Origin of the sequence: Shewanella olleyana, assembly GCF_023283825.1 — a bacterium.
Taxonomy (GTDB): Bacteria; Pseudomonadota; Gammaproteobacteria; order Enterobacterales; family Shewanellaceae; genus Shewanella; species Shewanella olleyana.
On sequence record NZ_JAKILD010000016.1, the window covers coordinates 1 to 20,525 of the forward strand.

A 20,525-nucleotide genomic window follows, 5' to 3' on the forward strand; every position below is an offset into this window, starting at 1 on the left:
TCTTTGAATCAGCTTTATCTTTGAATCAGCTTTATCTTTGAATCAGCTTTATCTTTGAATCAGCTTTATCTTTGAATCAGCTTTATCTTTGAATCAGCTTTATCTTTGAATCAGCTTTATCTTTGAATTAACTTTGGCACCAATATTTTGATGCTAATTTCGGTTGAAGGTATCACTAGGTTACTGAGGTGAGAACGTTTTAGCGTATGTAAAATACAATGTTATTAATGAGAAAAGGTAGTTTTGATGGACTTGAAAACAAAGTCGTCAGGTAAAAATAAGCAACAGCTAGGACTTAACCACTCGATTTCTGCCTGCTGATTTAGCCTGATAAAGCGCATCGTCAGCACGATTTAATATAGGGTCTAAGCTCAAATCATCTTGGGTTAATTCGCTGACACCAAAGCTTCCAGTGATGGTAAATTGATGACCTGAATATCGTGTATTGATATTTGCAAAGGCAGCGCATAGTGTTTTAGCGAGCTGATACGCGGTTTCTATATTAGTTTGCGGCATAAAAATCGCAAACTCTTCACCACCTAAACGGCAAACAATATCACTGGATTTAACGTGTTCCTGAATAGTCCCTGAGATTTTTTTCAGTGCCCAATCACCGGTAGCGTGACCAAAACTATCATTGATTTTTTTAAACCAATCCAAGTCGATTAGGATAATACTAATGGTCGCTTCACGCGCTTGAACTTGCACGAACTCATTCTCGGCTTTTTCAAGCCCTGCACCACGATTATATAAACCTGTTAAGGCATCAACCTGGGCCTGTTTACGAAATTGGTTTCGCTGCATCCACGCCGCATATAACATTAAACTCAGAAATACGACCGTGCCCACAAGAACAGTAGAAAACATAAAAGAAGCGCTCTTCTCGTTATTTAATATACTTCGCTGTTTAGCTATCATTTCATGATCTTGCACTAATTGGTTTAGTTCACGCGTTTTCTCTGCCGAATCGAACTTAACCATTTGGTAGGCATTTTCTTTTACTTTTTTAGCATCAATAAGCTGCATACCAATAGCGTTAGCCTGCACTTGATATTGATAAGCTTCTTTAAACTGCCCCCTTTTACTTGCCACCATCGAAAGCACATTATAAGCCCGTTCTTTAGGTTTATAGTTCATAGGTACATTGGGTAAAGCATTAACTAACTCAGCATAAAACGTTGCCTGTTGATAATCACCAAGATGAAAATAAACCTCACTGATATAGGAGTGATTATCATTAATTTCCACCTGAAACTTGAACGCTTGGTAACGCTCTAAAGAATCAATATAGCCAGGTAATGAAGCTTCATATTCACCTTTTTCGAACATCACATGAGATTGGCCTTTGATAGACATAGCCTCGATGAGTGGATAATTGTGAGTTTTACAATAAGTTTCACTCTCTTTAAATTGGTGGCCAGCAAGTTCAAGCTTACCTAGCTTTAAGTTAGCAACAGATAAATACAGTTTTGCATAACATTCATTTTTTGTGTTTTCTGCCTTATTAAGCCTCAATATTTCTGTAGCTGTCGATAACATTTCATCAAATGCTTCTAGCTCCATATACACGTTCATCAAACGTATATATGAGTCCACTTTAATATTGTCATCATCATAGCGTTTTATACGAGCTAAATTTTCTTCAAGTAGCTCAAATGCTGATTGGTAATCTTTCAATCCAATTGAAGCCGTTATCTTATAAAGCGTTATCTGAGTCTTAATTTGATCATCAGTCTTGAAATATAGTGCTTTATTTAAGGAGTCGAGAGCATGTTCGAACTCTCCTAAATATAAACTTTTCACACTAATTAACATGTATAATCGAGCGGTTTGTGATTGGCTTAACTGATCTTGTTCAGACAATAAATCTTTGATTATTTCCTCAGAAGCAGAGATGTCTTTATGAAAAGACTGTTCAAGAGAATCAAGAGTTAAGTCAAAATTGGTTTCAGCCATTAAAGCACTGCTAAACAGCAGTGCCAAAATAACAAAACTAACGTTGATCAAATTTACCATCAGCTATTCCGATGGATTTACGATTAACAAAAATGCTTTCATTTCGGCATCTCCCACTAATGAGCTCACCACTTTGGCATCACCTGATAAAACGGCTTTAATTTCTTTATCGGATAAACCATGTGCTTTCATTGTTGCTTCAGGATCTTTTTTATATGCGTCTAGTAACTTTGCATCTGTGTTCAGTTGAGTAAAAAATTCTGTTAAGTTTGCCATCATAGTTCCTTCTTTATATTTACAATATCAGCTATCCAATATCACTGGCGCTAATCCCAAGTTTTTCAAGCATTGCCAAGTTCAACTTTAATTTCTGAACAGGCGGAATCATTAATGTAGATATCATCTCTAAACGGGCATAAGGTAGCTCTTTTAATAAAAGCTTTTCGATACGAGGCGACTGAATGGGAAGGTTTGCAGCCTCATAAATCACGACTTCATGTTCAAGCGGATACCACTGTGAAAGATGATCCACTAGGATCGCTAGACGTTCTGAAGTCGTAGAGAACTGAGTTAAGGTATGTTCACCAGCTAACGATATTTGCCACAATAACAAATGAGTATTGGTATTAGGTTCGTGGTGGTACAGCATAAACTGAGTCGCTTCATAACTTTGATGACCTGAAGCACCAGGGTCTATGCCTAAATCAGCCCACAAACATGCCTCTGCTGATATTCCAGGAAGCATTTCTGCAAAATATCCTTCCTTCTTTGCTTGTTTAATTGATAAATGGGAAATACAAGCAAACACACCAGGATGACCATAAAGTGCAACAACCACATTTAGCCCTAAACGCACTTGTTCGAGAATTGCCTCTACCATTTGAGAGTATGTATCTCGGCGATTTTTGACTTCATCTTTTCTAGCATAATAAGGCTGAAGAGAACGATGATTAGGGTTTAAACTCACAAGCCAGCGCTCAGTAAATCCGTCAGGGACAAGTGAAAAAACTAAATCTGCATTTTCTATATAGCTTTTACTTAATATACTGATCTGCCCCGCAAGTTGCAGACCGGTCCCCACAAATGTCACCTTACCTGCTGATTTTGGAGGTACCAGTGATTGTTGATTTGTTTTAGCTTCTTTTGATGACATCGTTAATCATTATTCTTTTTGTCAAATATATCGTAGTACTAAGTACGTAGCGGGCTATGCAGGCTTATGAATTAACTTAATTAATCAAATTTCAGCCTAATCTAAACTCCATCATTTAAACTTATATAATTACTCTTAGATTTACCACGACTTTCTACATTTTTGTAACATTCAAAATCATTTTATTGAGTAATTAGTCCACTTTAACCGCGTCATTGCGGAACTAACTCATCACTATCCACTCTACTATTCACACAGTTATAGCATTCAACAGTTAAAGCCACTTGTCAGCATAGGGAAGCCTTGGGTATGATGGCGTCAGATTTTTAGGAAATAGCGCAGACAATGATAAACAAAAAACAAAGTCTTACCCTTTTAGGCGCAGTTGCGCTTTCAGTATCACTAAGTGCATGTAGCGTTTTTGACTACTTAATTTATAAGCCTGATGTACCACAAGGTAACTACATGGAGTTACAACAGGTAGAAAAACTACGTGTTGAAATGACTAAAGAGCAGGCTGAATATATTTTAGGCCGCCCAGTACTTCGGGACAGTTTCGCTGATAATATTTGGTACTACGTTTATCACTTTAAAAGTGGCCGTGATGCCAGCGTGACTCATAAAGAACTTATTTTATACTTTGACGGTGACTTACTTGAGCGAGTTGAAGGTGACTACAAGTTAAGTGATGATTTTGATACGCCACTTAATGAAGGTGCACTACCAACGGTTTCTGCACCAGTTGTTGCTCCTTTATTACCAGAGCAAGAGCCTGATGCTATTCGCGGAGATGCAAAACCTCTGGTTGAAGAAGAGCGCATTGAAAACGAGAACGATGTGCCAATTGGCGGTTCTCAAGGTAATAATCAAAGCGAATAACCAGCTTAAGCTTAAAAAGGCTTAACCTGCAGAAACAAAAAAGCGGAAAGATAATTCTTTCCGCTTTTTTAATGTCTATTATTTCGTAATCACAAAAGTGACTAAGCTAGCTCAACTAAGCTACTTCAACTAAGCTACTTCAACTAAGCCACATATCACCAAGTCCAGCTAATTTAGTTTAGCACCGGTGATTTTATTACTGCGGCCTTCTTCTTTTGCTTTTTCTGCACGCTTACGGCGAACATCTTTAGGGTCAGCAATCAGTGGTCGGTAAATTTCAACTCGTTGACCTTGCTGCAAAACTTCATCATGCTTTGCTTGGCGACTAAATACGCCCAGCTTCACGGTTTCAATATCAATCTCTGGGAAAAAGCTCACAATATTGCTTTGTTTAACCGCCTCGATAAAACTAGTACCAGGTGTCACATTCACTGTGATAATTTTTTGCTGAGTCGGTAGTGCATAAATCACATCAACTGCAAATGTTTCAACATCATTTGTCATTGTAAATCACCTTAGCCCTATCAGTAAAAGCCGTCACCATTGAGTTCATTAATTCTTTAAAGACTCGACCAAATGCCATATCTGCAAGCGGATTAGAAAACTCAAAGGTTAAATCAAACTCTACTTTGCATGCATCTTCAGTTAACTCAGTAAATCGCCACATACCATCAAGGTTTTTAAACGGCCCATTTTCCAGTGTTAATGAGACGCTTTTGCCAGATACAACCTGATTTCTTGTGGTGAAGGTTTTACGAATACCCGCTTTAGATACATCGACCGATGCCACCATAGTCTTACCATCAAACTCAAGTACTTTGCCGCCTACGCAGCCAGGTAAAAACTCATGGTAAGACTCAACGTCATTAACCAGATCATACATTTGCATTGCACTGAAACGAACAAGCACATTTTTTGAAATTTTTGGCATGAATAACAACACTATCGATAACAATCTGCCAATTTTAACACGCCTGCGCTAAAACGCACCATTACGGTTAATGAATAAACTCGCATCTTTAAGTGGTTTGGGTATAATCGCTTGATTAGATTATTCTCTCCCCCATATCTGCCGCATGTTAACAATGAGCAGAGTTTTTAAATGGGATAACAGCGGGCAGTACACGCGATTATGGTAAAAAAGAATTCGAAAAACTCAAAGAATCCTCCCGCTACGATTACACGTAATAAGCGCGCGACCTTTGAATTTAAAATTGAAGAAAAAGTAGAAGCTGGACTTGAACTACAAGGCTGGGAAGTTAAATCCCTGCGTATGGGTAAAGTCACCTTAGCGGATTGCTATGTTTTCATCAAAAATGGTGAAGCATTCATGCATGGCTGTACTGTTCAGCCACTTAACACCGCGACAACGCATGTAGTGTGCGATCCTGTTCGTACTAAAAAGCTACTGATGAAGCGCAGCGAAATCGATAAACTTGAAGGCTTAATTGAGCGTCAAGGCTACACCTTAGTACCGCTTTCTCTATACTGGCGCAAACGCGCGTGGGTAAAAGTAGAAATTGGTTTAGGTAAAGGTAAGAAAGATCACGATAAGCGCCAAGACACTAAAGAACGTGAATGGAAAGTTGAACAATCACGAGTCATGAAAAAGAGTCGACTGGACGGATAATGAACAAACGGTTGTTAATTGGTGAAATGCATTAGGTTTTTTAGTGTTTACCCGATACAATCAACAAACTTTGGGGGCGATTCTGGATTCGACAGGATTCACGAAACCCTGGGAGCATGTCGAGGGGCGGTTGGCCTCGTAAAAAGCCGCACTGTTATAGTTGCTAACGACTCTAACTACTCTCTAGCAGCTTAGGCTAGCTAGCCATCTTACCCACGTCTCTCAAATGGGCAGGGATTCAAGATGGTCATATTACATTTGATAGCGAGGGAACTCCGTCCGAGGGTGAACCGCGAAATAGTATCGGACTCGCCAATTGCAATCCTGTCTTTCGGAGTGTACTTGGTTAACCAAAAGAGAGACTAAACATGTAGCGCCTTGGATGTAGGCTTTCTGGACGCGGGTTCAAATCCCGCCGCCTCCACCAAATTCTAAAAAACTCACCTTCGGGTGAGTTTTTTTTTGTTTATTAAATACTAAAATCAATATTTTAGAGTGACTTATGATATAAAATTATTCTATGGTAACTTTTAACATTCCAACTTAAATACTCATAGTAAGTAGCCATATATAGTAGAACGGCGGTAATATTCTGGTACTAAAACAAGCCCTAGGCCATTCAGATATCTAAGACACCATGCACTATACCCATTCGCAGCCAGCCACCTAGGCGATGCGATAACAAAGAACCCAATAGCACACCTAATCAAGGATGATTCATGAGTACAAATGAAATTAAAAAACTAGCAAAGCATAATGATTGGCTTGAAACGCATAGTTTTGAAAATTGTAAACTAAATCGCTCTGATTATGGGCGTTTTCTACTTAACTTCATTATTGAAGAAAAAGATGGATTTGTACTAAACATTGATTCTAGCTGGGGCTCAGGGAAAACCGAGTTTCTTAAACGCCTTTACACTGAAAGTTATCAACTCGACCACCCCGCTGTTTATATTGATGCTTGGGAAAGTGATTTTTCAAAAGACCCCTTGTCAGTTGTCGCTTTTGAGTTGCTTTCTCAAATTGAAAAGCTTATGGAGTCTCCTGTAAATGGTGATAAATCCGATTATTTTGAAAAGCTTAAAACTACAATTTCTGAGTATAAACAATCTATCGGAATTTTCGCAGGTGTTGTTACTTCATTAACAGGGCTTAGCTACAGTGCAGGTAAAGATTTTGTAGGTGCAATCACTGATAATCCCCCCGAAATGATTGAAGAGCGGCTTGAGGAGCTTTCTTCAAACTATAAGCGACAAACTGAGGCACTATCAGAAATAAAATCTACGCTATCAGTCATAGCTGACTTGTTAGAAATAATCTATGGCATGAAAGTACCATTCATCGTACTTGTAGATGAATTAGATAGGTGCCGCCCAACCTACGCAATTGAAATGCTCGAAGTTGTTAAGCACTTTTTTGATACAGAAAAAATGGTCTTCATCATTGCAACCGATACAAAGCAACTTTCGAGTTCAATTCAAGCTATATATGGACAAAAGTTTGATGGCCAAATGTATTTAAAGCGTTTCTTTGATAGAACAGCACTGCTCCCTGCAGCCGATTTTGAAGCATATTTATCTCAAAAAGATATTAATTTAAGTAAATATCAAGAAATAGCTATTTTTCCGTCAGATAGTAGAGCTTTTTCAGTTACAAAAATACTTTCCATAATCTGTGAAGTTTACAAAATAGAGGCCAGGGATTTAGATCAAATACTTGCCCAAATGGAAGCGTGTTTACGTCAAATAAATGCAATATCAACTCGGCCAAACTTGATAAGAATAAACTTGATAGTGCTGTTTGCTTCAATAATAGAAAAGCATAAAAATATTGCTAGATTCGACGAACGAACAAATCAAATTTCTAAAGATCTCAATACAAAGGAATGTGAGACAATTGAAATTGAAGATGAATTCTCTAGTAACCATCTTATAAATTATTCATTTCAGTCAATTCTTACTGTACAACATTCTGAAGAAGCTTATTTCAATGATAGAAATACTACTTATATTGGTCCTCAAGAGTTTGACTTTTTAAAACACCAATATTCATCACAATCAAGTAATAAAGAAAGATATATTCATTCTGAAATAAGAAACATGCTGATGAATCCAGAAGGGACAATTTGGAATTGGGAACAATATAAACAATGTATTGAGTTAGCCGGTTACATCAGCTAATGTGGCGACAAAGTGGCAGTATCACTTGATAACATACAATCGAACACTGCAGCGTAAGCTGTATAAGCATATGTTTTTTTTAAACGATATAAAAATGATCACACAGTATTATTTGGGATGTAGGCTTTCTGGACGCGGGGGCAAATTCCGCCGCTCCACCAAATATATAAAAGGGCTTAGCAGCAATGCTAAGCCCTTTTTGTTTGCCTCGAATTATAGCTAGCACTCTTATCATTATTTGGTTCAGATGTGGCGACGGGAACTTAATCGCAAATAATCCTTCAAAAAGACACCTGCATTTAGCAGGTGTTTTTAACATTAGTGTTCTATCACAGGCCTTTCGGTCGAGTTCAACACCTTTAACGTCGCTTGTAATTGGGTGCGCTTTGCAATTACGGCTTGGTCTAGTATGACCTTCGCCCATTGAGGCAGTGTTGGCGATACAGAGTAAAAAATACGTAAGCCTTGCCTTCTGTCTTTTAACACGCCGTGGCTTTTTAAATGCGCTAAACACCGTGAAGCTTTGGTTTGATGGGTTTGCAAAGCTGCAGATATTTCACTGACGCTCAATTCCTTTTCAACATGCAATAGTAAGGTGATGAGTAAGCGGGTTTTATCTGATATGCACTTTAAAAATGTTTCTACATTGAATTGTTCTTCATCTGAGTCTGAATGGATCAGTGCAAAAAGTCGAATGCGTTCTTGTAACTCTTCTAATGTTTTATCAAACCGCTCATCCGATGCCACATTTTTAGGCGGGGTAATATCCCAAGAGATAGTTTCTGACACGCCAGATATATTGCTACACTCCCCTCTTGCTGAACTACAAAGCGAGATTAAATAGTCAAACTCTTCAGTATCGAAATGGTTTAATGGTTTTGAAGTTAAGTCACTTGTTGAATAACCAGCCAACTTGAGCGTTGTGAAAGTTCTAGCATCAATATCTTTAGGCTTGCTCCCCACACTGAACGCTTCATATTTATCTCTATAATCACGATTGATGATTGCCTCGGCCATTTGCGAACGAGATGAGTTGCCCGTACACACAAAAAGAATTCGTTTTTTCATTTGGCCCTCCAAGGCATTCTGGAAATAGTACAAAATGAATATGTTTGTTTCAAATGTAGCGTGTAAAAATGAAAGAAATACTTTAAAAATACCTAACTAAAGGTTCAATAACGAATGATTTTTTCTCGTTTATTCAGGGATAAAAAAACACCTGCATAAAAGCAGGTGTTTAAGAATATTAAACAAGGATTAAGCTAGATTAGTTTTGCTTTCTAACAAACTTAGATTTAAGCATCATTTGGCCATGACCATCAACTTTACAATCGATGTCGTGGTCAGCATCAACAAAACGTTTGATCACAGCTTTGGTACCGACTTTAAGCACTAGTGAAGAACCTTTTACTTTTAGGTCTTTAATCAAAGTGACTTTGTCTTCTTCAGCAAGCAAATTACCAACAGCATCTTTTAAAATGATGGCATCTGGATCAACGATTTCTTCGTTCGGGTTCCATTCATGAGCACATTCAGGACAAATAAGTTGTGAGCCATCTTCATATACATAGACGGATTCGCATTTAGGACATGGTGGGATAGTGCTCATGATATTTTCTCTTTAATTTATAGGTTTCTGTAATAAGCTTTTCAGCTACAAACATGGGTAACGTTTACTAATTAACAGAAATAGATAAATGACATTATACTTAATAAGCAAATTATCAGCTAGCAGCTGAATATCGCACATATCACAGTTCAGGAATTAAGTTTGACTGACAATGGCATTCTTGTCTCAGTCAACGATCTATTCAGAGTCACTAGGCAGGTTAAAATAATATTTAAGTGTATGAAATATTTCTGAATAAGACTGTTGACCTTGTCTACAATTCAGCTCATATTGATACATAATTGTTAATGATTACATTCACTTCATTGTAATTGGTTCTGAAATATTGATTCAATATTTAAACAATTACAGTTAAATATAAGGGCCTTAATTGAGTTTAGTTGCTCACTATTTATATAAATGGAAGATAAGGCTGGGGGTATTGCTAGCTTTACTTTGTCTGTGGCCGTTACAAACTTGGCTTGTATCCTACCTTGCTGATGATGCACTAACACCTTATGAAATTAACCTCTCCTTACCGTTATCTGACGAACTTAATCAACATTATGGCTTATCTGCTAAAAGTAAAATTTTAAACGTATTTGTCAGTGGTAGCTTTTCTGATTGGCGTAGTGATGACCCCTTCTATCAGATGCACAGTTCTCCTGATAATCAATCTGATGAAAAACAATGGCAATATCTTTTACCTATTTACCCGGGGGACATTGAATACAAACTTGCTTTAGATGTTGAAGGGCAAGATCAAGTTATCTGGATTTTAGACCCCAAGAATCCAAACACTGCGGTTAATCCTTGGGGGGATAAAAACTCTTTAATTGAAGTTGCTGACTGGCCAAAAATTGCGGTAATCAGTCAATTACTCACTTTAGCGGTTATTGGTGCATTTTTATTGTACTGCTTGTTGGAGCCACTGCTGTATTGGCTGCTGCATTTAAAAATGCCGTTGTATCGAAAGTTAGTACTATCAAATGTGCTGATTTTAATTTGTGTTCAAATCATATTTTTTAGTTATCAGCTACATCAAAACAGGCAATTGATTAAGCTAAGCATCAGTGACACCTTGCATAACATGCATTTAGTCTTAGCCAGTAATCAGATTAACTTTGATGACTTAAATAGCCAAAAAGATAATATCGACATTGCCATTGATCAGTTTTTCTCTCCTGCGACAACGCGAATAGATAAAAAACAAACCAGCCTTTTTCAAATTACCTTGTCTGACTTTGCTGTCTTAGATAAAAATGGTGAATTAATTTCTTTGCACCATCGCCAACAAAACCAATCACTGCAACTCAATCGGGCTCAAAAGCTCGGTTTTAATAATACTGATGATTACTTTATTAAAGGTATGTGGGCATCATTAATTCCCCAAGCAAAACAAAGTGCATTAAATGGTCAATTGATAACAGCAAAGCGACCTAGCGCTATCAGGCATGTTGAAACCAATAAAACTCGTCAAAGTGAATGGGTATTAGGTTTTAGCCAGGTGATGCAACCCATTGTCTCCCGTGGGCAACTACAAGGTTTTTATGGCGGTTCAATACAAGTCAAACTCTATGGTGCAGAGCTACTTAACACTTTATTGTTTCAATTATTACTATTAACAGGCGTGCTGAGTTTAGCCAGTTGGTTATTGATGAGTGTTGGTAAAATTGTTACTGCAGATATTCTTACTTTGACCAATTGGACGCAAAGAATCGTTAAAGGCGACCTTACTCAAAAGCTCAAACTTAACAGCCAAGATGAAATCCAACAGCTTGGTGATAATTTCGAGTTAATGCGTGAGTCTCTGGCTAGCAGTTTTCATCAAATCGAGCAGCAAAACAGTAAACTGTATCAAGAAGCTTATTTTAACAACTTAACCGGATTACCTAACCGTAAAAAGCTGTACGCTGATTTAAACCAACACACAGTAAGTTCGTTATTGGTTTTTAATATAACTGACTTTGCTGAGATTAATGATTTCTATGGCGTAAAAACAGGTGATGCCATCATCCAAAAAGTAGCAAACACTTTTGAGATGAACGCAGCACCCCATCGTTTATATAAAACCGGTGCTGATGAATTTGTAGTATTGGTAGCCATAGAATTGAATGACCAGCAGCTGCAGCAGTTAGCTGAACAACTAATTGACCATGTGAGCCACCAAGCTATTGTCATTGATGATAACGAATTATATGTCACCTTGAGTGCTGGCGGCGCTCATCGCGTTAATGATCAATATTCTCAACTTCACCAACAAGCAGACTTAGCTAGGCGTATTGCCAGACGTCAGTTCCAACGATATCGCTTATTTACCTCTGAAATGTCTAACCCCGAGGCTTTTGAGGCAAACATGCATCAAAGCCGCTTATTAGTTACAGCGGTGCAAAACAACTTAGTGACGCCATATGTTCAACTGATAAAACCGTTATCTGAGCACATAGAGTCAGACGATAGTATGTCAGTCAACCCAAAACCTAAGTTTGAATGTCTTATGCGGATTTGCCTGCCTGACGGCACAGTATTGGCACCTGGGCAATTTATGCAAACAGCCGTGCGTTCTCGCCTTTACCCTAGAATGATGAAGGTGATGTTAGAAAAGTCATTTCTAATGTTTGAGCCTTTACCTTATGAGTTTTCAGTCAATATCTCGCTTGAAGATATCGCTGATGCAGAACGCGTCGAAACATTACTTTCGTTATTAAAAACCTACCCAGAAACAGCAACTCGGTTGACCTTTGAACTACTAGAAAGTGAAGAGATCACTAACTACGACTTAGTTCACGACTTCATCGTTAAAGTGAAACCTTACGGCTGCAAAATTGCTATTGATGATTTCGGTGCGGGATATTCAAACTTTGTCCATTTGATGCGTTTAGATATCGATATTATTAAAATCGATGGCTCACTTATCCGCCATTTAGATAAAGATACTAAGGCTCAGCATTTAGTGTCTACCGTCACCAGTTTTGCTCAAAAAATGGCAATAGAGACAGTGGCCGAATTTGTGGATTCAGAACAAGTGCTAGAGCAAGTTAAGCATTACAACATTGACTATGCTCAGGGTTATTTACTGGGTAAACCCGCCCCCACAATTAAAGCAGCGCTTGCATTAACTAAAGAAACGACTGATTAAATCCGATGATGTGTCACTCTAAATCAGCTAACAAAGAGGCAGCTTAACTAAGCTGCCTTTCGGTACTGCGCTTTCTTAAAACTGCACTCAATCAATAAAAGAATACTTATTACAGGCTAAATTAGCTCAGCTAGCATGGAATCTTCATAAGAGGTCAGCGTCTTACCATCACGCACCTTGCTTACATAATCAGGATTAGCGATAAAAGCACGGCCAATGGCAAGTAAGTCAAACTCGTTAGCGTCAATGGCTTTACTACCAGTTTCGGCGGTATAACTGCCGACGCCAACTAGAGTTTGATTATAATGTTTCCTTAAATAAGTCGACGCCTTACCATCAAGGTAATCAAACTCCATTGAATCATCAAAAATACCCAAATGAATGAAAGCTAATTTACGTTGCTCAAACTGCGCCAATAGATAATCGAACACCTCACGATCGCGGCTATCAGGTTCCATATTGAAATATGCCCCAGGAGATAACCGAATAGCAGTTCTGTCACTGCCAATTTTAGCGCTAATAGCATCAACAACTTCAATAGCAAAGCGAGCCATATTTTCAGGGGTTTCACCGTATTCATCAGTGCGGTTATTACATGAATAATGCAGGAACTGATCGATTAAGTAGCCATTGGCTCCATGGATTTCAACACCATCAAAACCTGCTTCAATTGCGTTTTCAGCAGCGTTCGCATAGTCAGCAACCAATTGATTAATATCAGCTTGGGTAGCGGCTTTAGGCTGCTGATAAGTTAACTCTCGATTACGGGGAATAGTGCCTTCAATGCCAACATTTGATGCAGATATGACTTCACCATTCTCTTCGCCAAAAAAGAAAGGATGGGCTACTCGACCAGTATGCCAAAGCTGAGCAAAAATTTTCCCACCTTTATCATGTACCGCTTGAGTGACGACTTTCCAGCCTTCAATTTGGGATTGATTGTATAAACCTGGGGTATTCACATATCCTTGACCGTCAGGTCGAATAATTGTCGCTTCACTGATAATCAATCCTGCATCTGCACGGCGTGCATAGTAATCAGCCATGGATTGAGTCGGCACTAAATTATCATCAGCCATACACCGAGTGAGCGGTGCCATCAAAATTTTATTTTTAAGCGTTAACGTGTCATTGAGTTTATAAGAATTAAACAAGCTGGATGACATAATACTTCCTTTGAAAATGAATTGTTTGATAGAGTGCTTATCAAGAAATACAGCGGACATTAAAAGCACTATTGAACTTAAATAACCTCAATAATGATTTCTTACTTAGTGACTGTAGCCAATGATGAGACACAAAAAAACGACTAACAGCTTAGTCGCTTTGCATAAGTCTAGTTTTACGTTAATTGCTGATACGTTGTAAATGCAGGATTAGTTCTGGATTAGACTAAATTCTTCTGTGAATAAACACGCTCACCTAACGAGTTTAGAATTTTACATTCACCATCAAGCACCGCGATGATAGATTTACCATTTCTGAAATCATTTGGCAGCATCACCCTGCCAGTTTCGCTCACCTCTAGTCCTGTTAGCACTGTATTTTTCATTAATAATCCTACTGGAGCTTCATAAAACAACACGGTTACCGTCGCTTTATTATCTTCATCTGTACAGCTAGGCTCTTGGCTCTCTTTTGTCATATTTTCACTCTCTTACCGATGCTAACTACATGCTTACGATATGGTTTTTATAACACTCGTATCAGTCTAGTCGATTTTTGAAACGAATACCTCATTCTAGCAATCAATATCTTACACAAATTTAACACCATATATGGTAAATTGAACTTACTAATCCTTTATCGGCTGATCTGCATCAAGTGCACTGCCTATATAGACTAAACAGCTGCGATTATTTTTGTTAGAATCAGCGGCAATTTTCGAAATTAAAAACGAGATCAAGATGGGAAGAGCATACCAAAACCGCAAAGAATCTATGGCAAAAACTGCCGGCCAAAAAACGCGTATCTACTCGCGCTACGGTAAAGAAATATACGTTTGTGCCAAAAATGGTGGTGTTGATCCTGATGGTAACTTAGCATTACGTAGCTTAATTACTCGCGCCAAAAAAGACCAAGTTCCTACTCACGTTATTGAGCGTGCCATTGAAAAAGCCCGCGGTGGCGGTGGTGAAGATTACGATACAGCTCGTTATGAAGGTTTCGGTCCTGGTGGCTGTTCAGTCATCGTAGATTGTTTAACAGATAACGTTAAACGTACCTTTACTGAAGTTCGCCAAGCGTTTGTTAAAAATGACGCTAAATTAGGTGGTCCAGGTACCGTTTCACACATGTTCGATCACCAAGCTGTATTCGTTTTTGCCGGTGACGACGATGAAGCAATTCTAGAATTATTAATGATGGCCGATGTCGACGTCACTGATGTTGAACTAGAAGACGGAATGATCAGTGTCTTTGCCCCTATCACTGAATTCAACAAGGTGCGTGTTGCGTTAACTGACGACAATGCAGATATCAACTTTGAAGTTGAGCACATCACCTTTGTTCCGCAAACAATGACTGAAGTCACTGGCGAAGATGTTGAGACGTTCGACAAATTCATCAATGCTCTAGAAGATTGTGATGATGTACAAAACGTTTATCACAATGCGGAAATTAATGACTAACTAGTTATTTATTTCTTCCAATAAAAAACGCAGTCCAATGACTGCGTTTTTTATACTTTAACTAAAGTAACCGCTTATTTTAAGTCCATTTCCTGAACTCGTTCGTAAGCAATTTCTGGTGCTGTAACTTCTGGCTTACTGTGTAAATCAGCTTTAAGTTGTCCTTTACGATGCTTTAGTGCTGCATCAAGTTTTTTGCCCGCACTTGAAAGTGCTGGATACATAACAGGGTCTGAGGCTTTGGCGGCGATACGACTTCCTTCATAATTTGTCGTAACTTCAACTTCAAATTCGCCGTGTTCTTTTGAGATGATAATATCGATCGATATTAGCGTTGGGAAATGGCTGGCAATTTTAGTGAACTTTGCGCTAACGTCTTCTTTTACAGTATCTGTAACATCAACATGGTGACCTGAAAGATTTATTTTCATAGATAACTTATCCTTTAATAATATAGCTTTGCTATATACTTCACTTTCTAGCAGATATTTATTCTTACATAATTAGATTTGGGGGCGTGTGTCCTAGATCACAAGGGTAGTTGTATAAATTATTGTTAACTTAACAATCAACCAGCCTATTTTTTCATACTACTGTCATTTATTTAGTTTACAGCTTTAGTATAGACACAAAACCAAAACAAAATCTGCAACTTTTGTCGTCTTTACACCGAAATTGTATTTGTTGTTATTTTTTAGACAATTAAGCTTTAGTTTTGTTTGAATTTCATTCTCTTGACGTTTTACTTAGTTTCGATATTGCCTGTTAAGCTCGTAAATTGGCTTGAAGTAAATACTCTTTTAAATCACCATTATTTAAAATAAATAATGGTGATTTGAAAAAACTCGATGAAAAAGCCTAGCATTAGCTAGGCTTTTTTAGCGTTTTAATAAGAACTTAAAGATTAAAAAATGATTAACCTTACTTGTCTCATTTAATGATTTTAGTTCACCGCATCAACGGTCAATGTTGGAGAGCTTAAACTAGGCCCTGTCACGGTAAAGCGATAAGTGCCTGCTGTTGCCACATCAAACAACATGTTAGCGCCCTTTGAGGCTAAGGTTTTGATATCACCTTCAATCACCGCTTCTTCACCAGCAATCGCACCAAAATCGACTGTTGACCAGTCGCCTGTTGCGATTTTAAACTCGGCAGTGCCAGCTTCTAATGCGATATCAACAGTGTACACAGACGAGCCTTGATAACTCAGGGCATCAACTTCACCCCAGCCATTCATACCTCCACGAATATACACAGTGTTACCAGCAAACATGTCTGTTTTATTGACAGTGAGAATAGGCTCATCACGATTACTCATATCCAAAGTAAAGGTGTACATTGCTTCTGTTTCAAAATTCAGGCTCATATTACTACCTGAAACAGCTAATGCTTTTTCTGTGCCCAGCGTAACCGTGCCGTCGGTATTTAAGCTACCATAGTCAACCGTAGACCAATCAGCAGAAGCGACCTTAAACTCGTGGTTTGCTGCTGAGACTAAGATTTCAGCTTGATAAATACTGCCGCCTAGATACATTAGTTCATCAACTTCACCCCAGCCATTCATACCACCACGAACAAAGACGGTGGTGCCAACAAATGGTTCTTCGTTATAAACAGTTAATACTGGGTTATCTTTATCTGATGCATTAAGTGAGAATACATATGTCGCATCAATCGCTGCAGTAAAGCTTAGGTTTGCTCCACCAGCGGCTAATTGTTCTGCTACATTTTCATCGACACCTGCTTCTGCGTCAGATACCCCACCAAAGTCAACGGTGCTCCAATCGGCAGAGGCAACTTTAAAGTCATAACCACCAGCAGCTAGCGTAATCGCTACGCGATATTCGCCGCTTCCAACGTAAGTGAAGCTATCCACTTCACCCCAGCCGTTCATACCTCCACGGACAAAGACTTCTGTGCTACCGTAAGGAACAACATCAGGCGCACCCGCCGTCGCGTCTGCACTTAAACCAGTACCTTGTGTATCACCTTGGTTTTTAACAAACACAGCGGTGGTATATGCAGGCACTGTAAAGGTACCTTCACCCTCGCCTTCACTAAAGTTAGCGTTTTGTACAGTTGAATCAACTGACATTGCTAGAGTTGGATGTAAACTAAAACCTGCTGCTGTAGAAACAGTATGAGACTGCTCATTCTCGCTGCCATTAATCATCACCACCATGGCATCAACAGTTGGGTCGATATCCACTAAACCAGCGCCATCATCCACACTCATGACAATCACACCTTGGGTTTGGTTTTTGCCAATGTTATGGAAGCCAACACGATCAATAATGTCTTGTTCTGTGGTTAAACGCAGTAATGAACTGTCTTTACGAATGGATAGGAATTCGTTAAATACATTTGAAGCAAACTCAATTTCAGACATTGAAGGCGCTGAATTTGGGTTACCTGCTAAGGCAATAATTTGATCCATTTTCTCAGCGTTATCTTGCTCTAACGGGAGGCCTACATTCCAGTTATTACTTGATTTGGTAAAGTCGACCCAGTTAAACCAATCGCCAGAATCATAAGTGTTACGGTCTAATGATTTAGAACGCAACATGTCGCCACCCATTTGTAAAAATGGAATACCTTGACTCATTAATGGAATAGATGCAGCGATATTTTGCACACGAACTCGTGTATCAAGAGACATACCAATATCGTTTGAGTACTGCAATATATCCCACAGTGACTCATTATCATGCTTCGACACATAGTTGATACTATCGGCAGGATCTAATGTGTAGGCTGTTGGCTGAGAGTTCCAGCTAAAGCTACTACCCGTTGCAGTATTACCATTAAAATCTTTAAGCACGTAGTTTTGTAAGTTACCTGCCATTGATAAACGTAAGGTATCTTGGTCGCGCAGGTAGTCATCTTTTTGCTCCATGGCAAATAATGCGCCGCCCCGAACCGCTTCACGAATACGGTCATTAAAGGTACCGACTTCACTGCCAGCCATATTGGCCTGAACCGCTTGTTCAAATAAACGATTATCGGCGACTTCACCAAAGTTCCAGCCCTCGCCGTAAAAGTAGTTATCAGGATCAACCGCTTGAACGGCTTCACGTGCAGCTAAGATACTGCTTTTCGGCATATGACCCATAACATCAAATCGGAAGCCATCAAAACCATATTGCTCAGCTAGAATCACCATCGAATCTGAGACAAACTTATCCATCATTCGATGTTCTGTCGCGGTATTGTCACAACAGGTTGAAGACTCAATATTGCCAGTAATTTCGTTATAACGGTGGTAATAACCTGGTACAACTTTATCAAGTACTGAGTTATCCCAAAGCCCAGATGAACTGGTATGGTTGTACACCACATCCAAAACAACACGTAGACCTAAACCATGTAACGCTTGGTTCATTTCACGTAATTCTTTTACGCGAGCAATACCGTCGGCATCGCTAGCATAGCTACCTTCAGGCGCTAAAAAGTGCTGCGGATCGTAACCCCAGTTAAAGCTGTCATAGCCACGCATTGCATTAACTAACGCTTGCGCATCTTTTGAGCCTGGTAACGCCTCTTCAAGAAGATACTTGATTGTAAGTGACTTTTCTTGTGTCTTACATGCATCAGCATTGTCTTCAATCTTGTCACACAAGGTGCCTAAGGTATCTGTTATATCAACTCGCTCAGTAGGATCTTCATTAACAGTAGCGATATCATTAACAGGTAATAAATGGAAATGAGTGACACCACTTTCAGCAAGCTTACGAAGATGCTCAACAGGAACACTGCCCTGTTCAGTAAAGGCTAAATATTTACCACGGTTAGCTTCTGAAGTACTTTCATCACGCGCACTAAAATCACGCACATGCCCTTCATAAATAACAATGTCTTCAGGGTTAGCTACCGTCATCACTTCGTGATCATCCCAACCTTCAGGCTTTAAGTCATCATCGTTTAAATTAATAAACTGACTGAAGCGGCCATTGGTAGACACATTAAGCGAATATGGGTCGGTTGATTCTAACGTTTCAATCGCTTTAGTGACTGGATGAAATACCACAAGCTCATAGCGGTAATACATTCTGTCTAAGCTCATGTCACCACTGAATGACCAAATACCTGTTTCAGCATCTAAGCTCATAGCTTCGCTGCTGGTCATATTCTTGGTTGCATCATAAATATTTAAGTTAACTGAGTGAGCCGTAGGCGCCCACACCTTAGCCATAATATTACTACCATCATAAATGATGCCTAAATCAGCTTCGTCTGCATCATTTTCACCTGTGGTGTATAAAGCATCTAATACTTTAGCCACCTGCACATGCGTTGCTGCTACCGGCTTGTTGTCACCATCATATGCGGCCATCACTAACTGATTTTTAGCAACCATTTTGGCTTCTTCAGCACTGAAATTCGCTTCATAGGCTGGCCAGTCAGCTAAATGTGGCACTAACGCTTTTTGCACATCGGTGAGTTCACTGGAAACCACTTCAACCTGCGTGCCACTGATATTGCCATCATTGTCACCAGCAATTCCTGCGCTGTCAGAATGGTGAATGACAAACTTGGCAATGCCGTCAGGATCTTCATTCCATACAAAGGTGTTTTGATCTAACCAATGGGCACTGGCACCAGCAATCGAAAATCCAACATCTAAAATAGGATAGTCATACACATCACTGTCAGCATGAATGGTGAAATTAGTGCGATTAAAGTTTGCCTCTGGAGCAGCGTCATCTTCAAAGGGTTTAAGGTTCATGACTAAGTCGCCATCGCCTAAAGCTTTGCCTGAACCTTCAGTACCAATGTGGATAATGAAGTTAGCACATTCACTGTAACCTTCTTTGAGATTAATAATCCAATACGCACCATAATTAGGATCAATGCCATCAAACGAATGACCGTTTGCCCAATCAGTTGAGTCAAATGGCGCAGCATAGCTATCACAGGTGTCATTATTCCAAGTGTGTAATTTATAGCCCGGATAATTAGTATTTGAGTCAGTATTATTGTCGTCTTTAATGCGGTGGTAATACAACACAGCTTGATTTTCGCCAGCGAGAACTGTCGGTAGTGGCAACTCAGGGTTTAAGCCATTTTCACAGCTTTCATTTTTAGCATCAGGAAATTTAGGTGCAGGACAACTTAATGGCGGCGGCGGTACACATTCTGTACCCGCTGCATTAGGTATATTTGGCACATTACAGGTTAGCAGTACTTCACCTGGCTCAGATGAATCCCCACCACAACCGGCAAGAACAGCTAAACTGGCCGCCACTGCTGATAACTTTAAGACCTTAGAAATACTCTTCATGAGTGACTTCTCCCCATAGAATTTTGATTAAATTGCGCCATCAGTTTGTTGTTTTTAATTTGATGACC

Annotated in this window: 16 protein-coding genes and 1 other RNA gene; 6 read left to right on the forward strand and 11 right to left on the reverse strand. The window is 39.1% G+C overall.

Translation table 11 applies throughout. From position 1 onward, the window contains the following. Positions 1 to 288: 288 nt before the first annotated feature. Genes L2735_RS12345 through L2735_RS12355 form a run of 3 tightly spaced genes read right to left on the reverse strand, consistent with a single transcriptional unit; the run spans position 289 to position 3,109 of the window. Positions 289 to 2,016: a GGDEF domain-containing protein gene (locus tag L2735_RS12345; protein WP_248985004.1), complete on the reverse strand. Its 1,728-nt coding sequence runs from the start codon at positions 2,014 to 2,016 to the stop codon at positions 289 to 291. Positions 2,017 to 2,019: 3 nt separating this feature from the next. Then, the gene (locus tag L2735_RS12350; protein ID WP_248985005.1) at positions 2,020 to 2,232 is read right to left on the reverse strand and encodes a hypothetical protein; all 213 of its coding nucleotides are present in this window, start codon (positions 2,230 to 2,232) and stop codon (positions 2,020 to 2,022) included. 31 nt (positions 2,233 to 2,263) lie between these two features. Further along, on the reverse strand, positions 2,264 to 3,109 hold the full coding sequence (locus L2735_RS12355; RefSeq protein ID WP_248985006.1) for an SAM-dependent methyltransferase: 846 nt from the start codon (positions 3,107 to 3,109) through the stop codon (positions 2,264 to 2,266). Between the two features lie 345 nt (positions 3,110 to 3,454). Between L2735_RS12355 and L2735_RS12360 the strand changes: the two genes are divergently transcribed. Next, positions 3,455 to 3,988 (forward strand): outer membrane protein assembly factor BamE, encoded by a 534-nt coding sequence (locus tag L2735_RS12360; RefSeq protein ID WP_248985007.1) that lies wholly within the window; start codon positions 3,455 to 3,457, stop codon positions 3,986 to 3,988. 168 nt (positions 3,989 to 4,156) lie between these two features. On the opposite strand, the gene L2735_RS12365 is transcribed toward L2735_RS12360, so the two are convergent. Then, entirely contained in the window at positions 4,157 to 4,492 is a 336-nt protein-coding gene (locus L2735_RS12365; protein ID WP_153913338.1) for an RnfH family protein, read from the reverse strand. Continuing rightward, positions 4,482 to 4,919 (reverse strand): SRPBCC family protein, encoded by a 438-nt coding sequence (locus L2735_RS12370; RefSeq protein ID WP_248985008.1) that lies wholly within the window; start codon positions 4,917 to 4,919, stop codon positions 4,482 to 4,484. The genes L2735_RS12365 and L2735_RS12370 overlap by 11 nt, the downstream gene beginning before the upstream one ends. Positions 4,920 to 5,120: 201 nt before the next feature. Here L2735_RS12370 and smpB point away from each other — a divergent pair, with 201 nt between their 5' ends. The 3 genes from smpB to L2735_RS12385 all read left to right on the forward strand — a co-directional run bounded on the left by smpB (position 5,121) and on the right by L2735_RS12385 (position 7,798). Further along, entirely contained in the window at positions 5,121 to 5,618 is a 498-nt protein-coding gene (gene smpB / locus L2735_RS12375) for an SsrA-binding protein SmpB (protein ID WP_248985009.1), read from the forward strand. A gap of 72 nt (positions 5,619 to 5,690) precedes the next feature. Next, positions 5,691 to 6,045, forward strand: a transfer-messenger RNA (tmRNA) gene (gene ssrA / locus L2735_RS12380). Positions 6,046 to 6,337: 292 nt separating this feature from the next. Continuing rightward, entirely contained in the window at positions 6,338 to 7,798 is a 1,461-nt protein-coding gene (locus L2735_RS12385; RefSeq protein WP_248985010.1) for a KAP family P-loop NTPase fold protein, read from the forward strand. A 318-nt stretch (positions 7,799 to 8,116) separates the two neighbouring features. Here L2735_RS12385 and L2735_RS12390 read toward each other — a convergent pair whose 3' ends face one another. Continuing rightward, the gene (locus tag L2735_RS12390; protein ID WP_248985011.1) at positions 8,117 to 8,866 is read right to left on the reverse strand and encodes a metalloregulator ArsR/SmtB family transcription factor; all 750 of its coding nucleotides are present in this window, start codon (positions 8,864 to 8,866) and stop codon (positions 8,117 to 8,119) included. 199 nt (positions 8,867 to 9,065) lie between these two features. Continuing rightward, entirely contained in the window at positions 9,066 to 9,407 is a 342-nt protein-coding gene (locus L2735_RS12395; RefSeq protein WP_248985012.1) for a zinc ribbon domain-containing protein YjdM, read from the reverse strand. 442 nt (positions 9,408 to 9,849) lie between these two features. On the opposite strand from L2735_RS12395, the gene L2735_RS12400 reads away from it, so the two are divergent. Continuing rightward, a complete protein-coding gene (locus L2735_RS12400) occupies positions 9,850 to 12,546 on the forward strand; it encodes an EAL domain-containing protein (RefSeq protein ID WP_248985013.1) in 2,697 nt (898 codons plus the stop codon). Between the two features lie 116 nt (positions 12,547 to 12,662). On the opposite strand, the gene L2735_RS12405 is transcribed toward L2735_RS12400, so the two are convergent. Both L2735_RS12405 and L2735_RS12410 read right to left on the reverse strand, forming a co-directional pair. Continuing rightward, a complete protein-coding gene (locus L2735_RS12405) occupies positions 12,663 to 13,712 on the reverse strand; it encodes an alkene reductase (RefSeq protein ID WP_248985014.1) in 1,050 nt (349 codons plus the stop codon). 221 nt (positions 13,713 to 13,933) lie between these two features. Continuing rightward, positions 13,934 to 14,191 (reverse strand): TIGR02922 family protein, encoded by a 258-nt coding sequence (locus L2735_RS12410; RefSeq protein ID WP_248985015.1) that lies wholly within the window; start codon positions 14,189 to 14,191, stop codon positions 13,934 to 13,936. A 262-nt stretch (positions 14,192 to 14,453) separates the two neighbouring features. Between L2735_RS12410 and L2735_RS12415 the strand changes: the two genes are divergently transcribed. Further along, entirely contained in the window at positions 14,454 to 15,176 is a 723-nt protein-coding gene (locus L2735_RS12415; protein ID WP_248985016.1) for a YebC/PmpR family DNA-binding transcriptional regulator, read from the forward strand. 74 nt (positions 15,177 to 15,250) lie between these two features. Here the strand turns inward: L2735_RS12415 and hpf are convergent, their stop codons facing one another. Next, positions 15,251 to 15,607 carry a ribosome hibernation-promoting factor, HPF/YfiA family gene (hpf, locus tag L2735_RS12420; RefSeq protein ID WP_248985017.1) on the reverse strand — a complete coding sequence of 119 codons (357 nt, stop codon included), beginning with the start codon at positions 15,605 to 15,607 and terminating at the stop codon, positions 15,251 to 15,253. A 512-nt stretch (positions 15,608 to 16,119) separates the two neighbouring features. Next, entirely contained in the window at positions 16,120 to 20,457 is a 4,338-nt protein-coding gene (gene pulA, locus L2735_RS12425) for a pullulanase-type alpha-1,6-glucosidase (RefSeq protein ID WP_248985018.1), read from the reverse strand. Positions 20,458 to 20,525 lie beyond the last annotated feature (68 nt).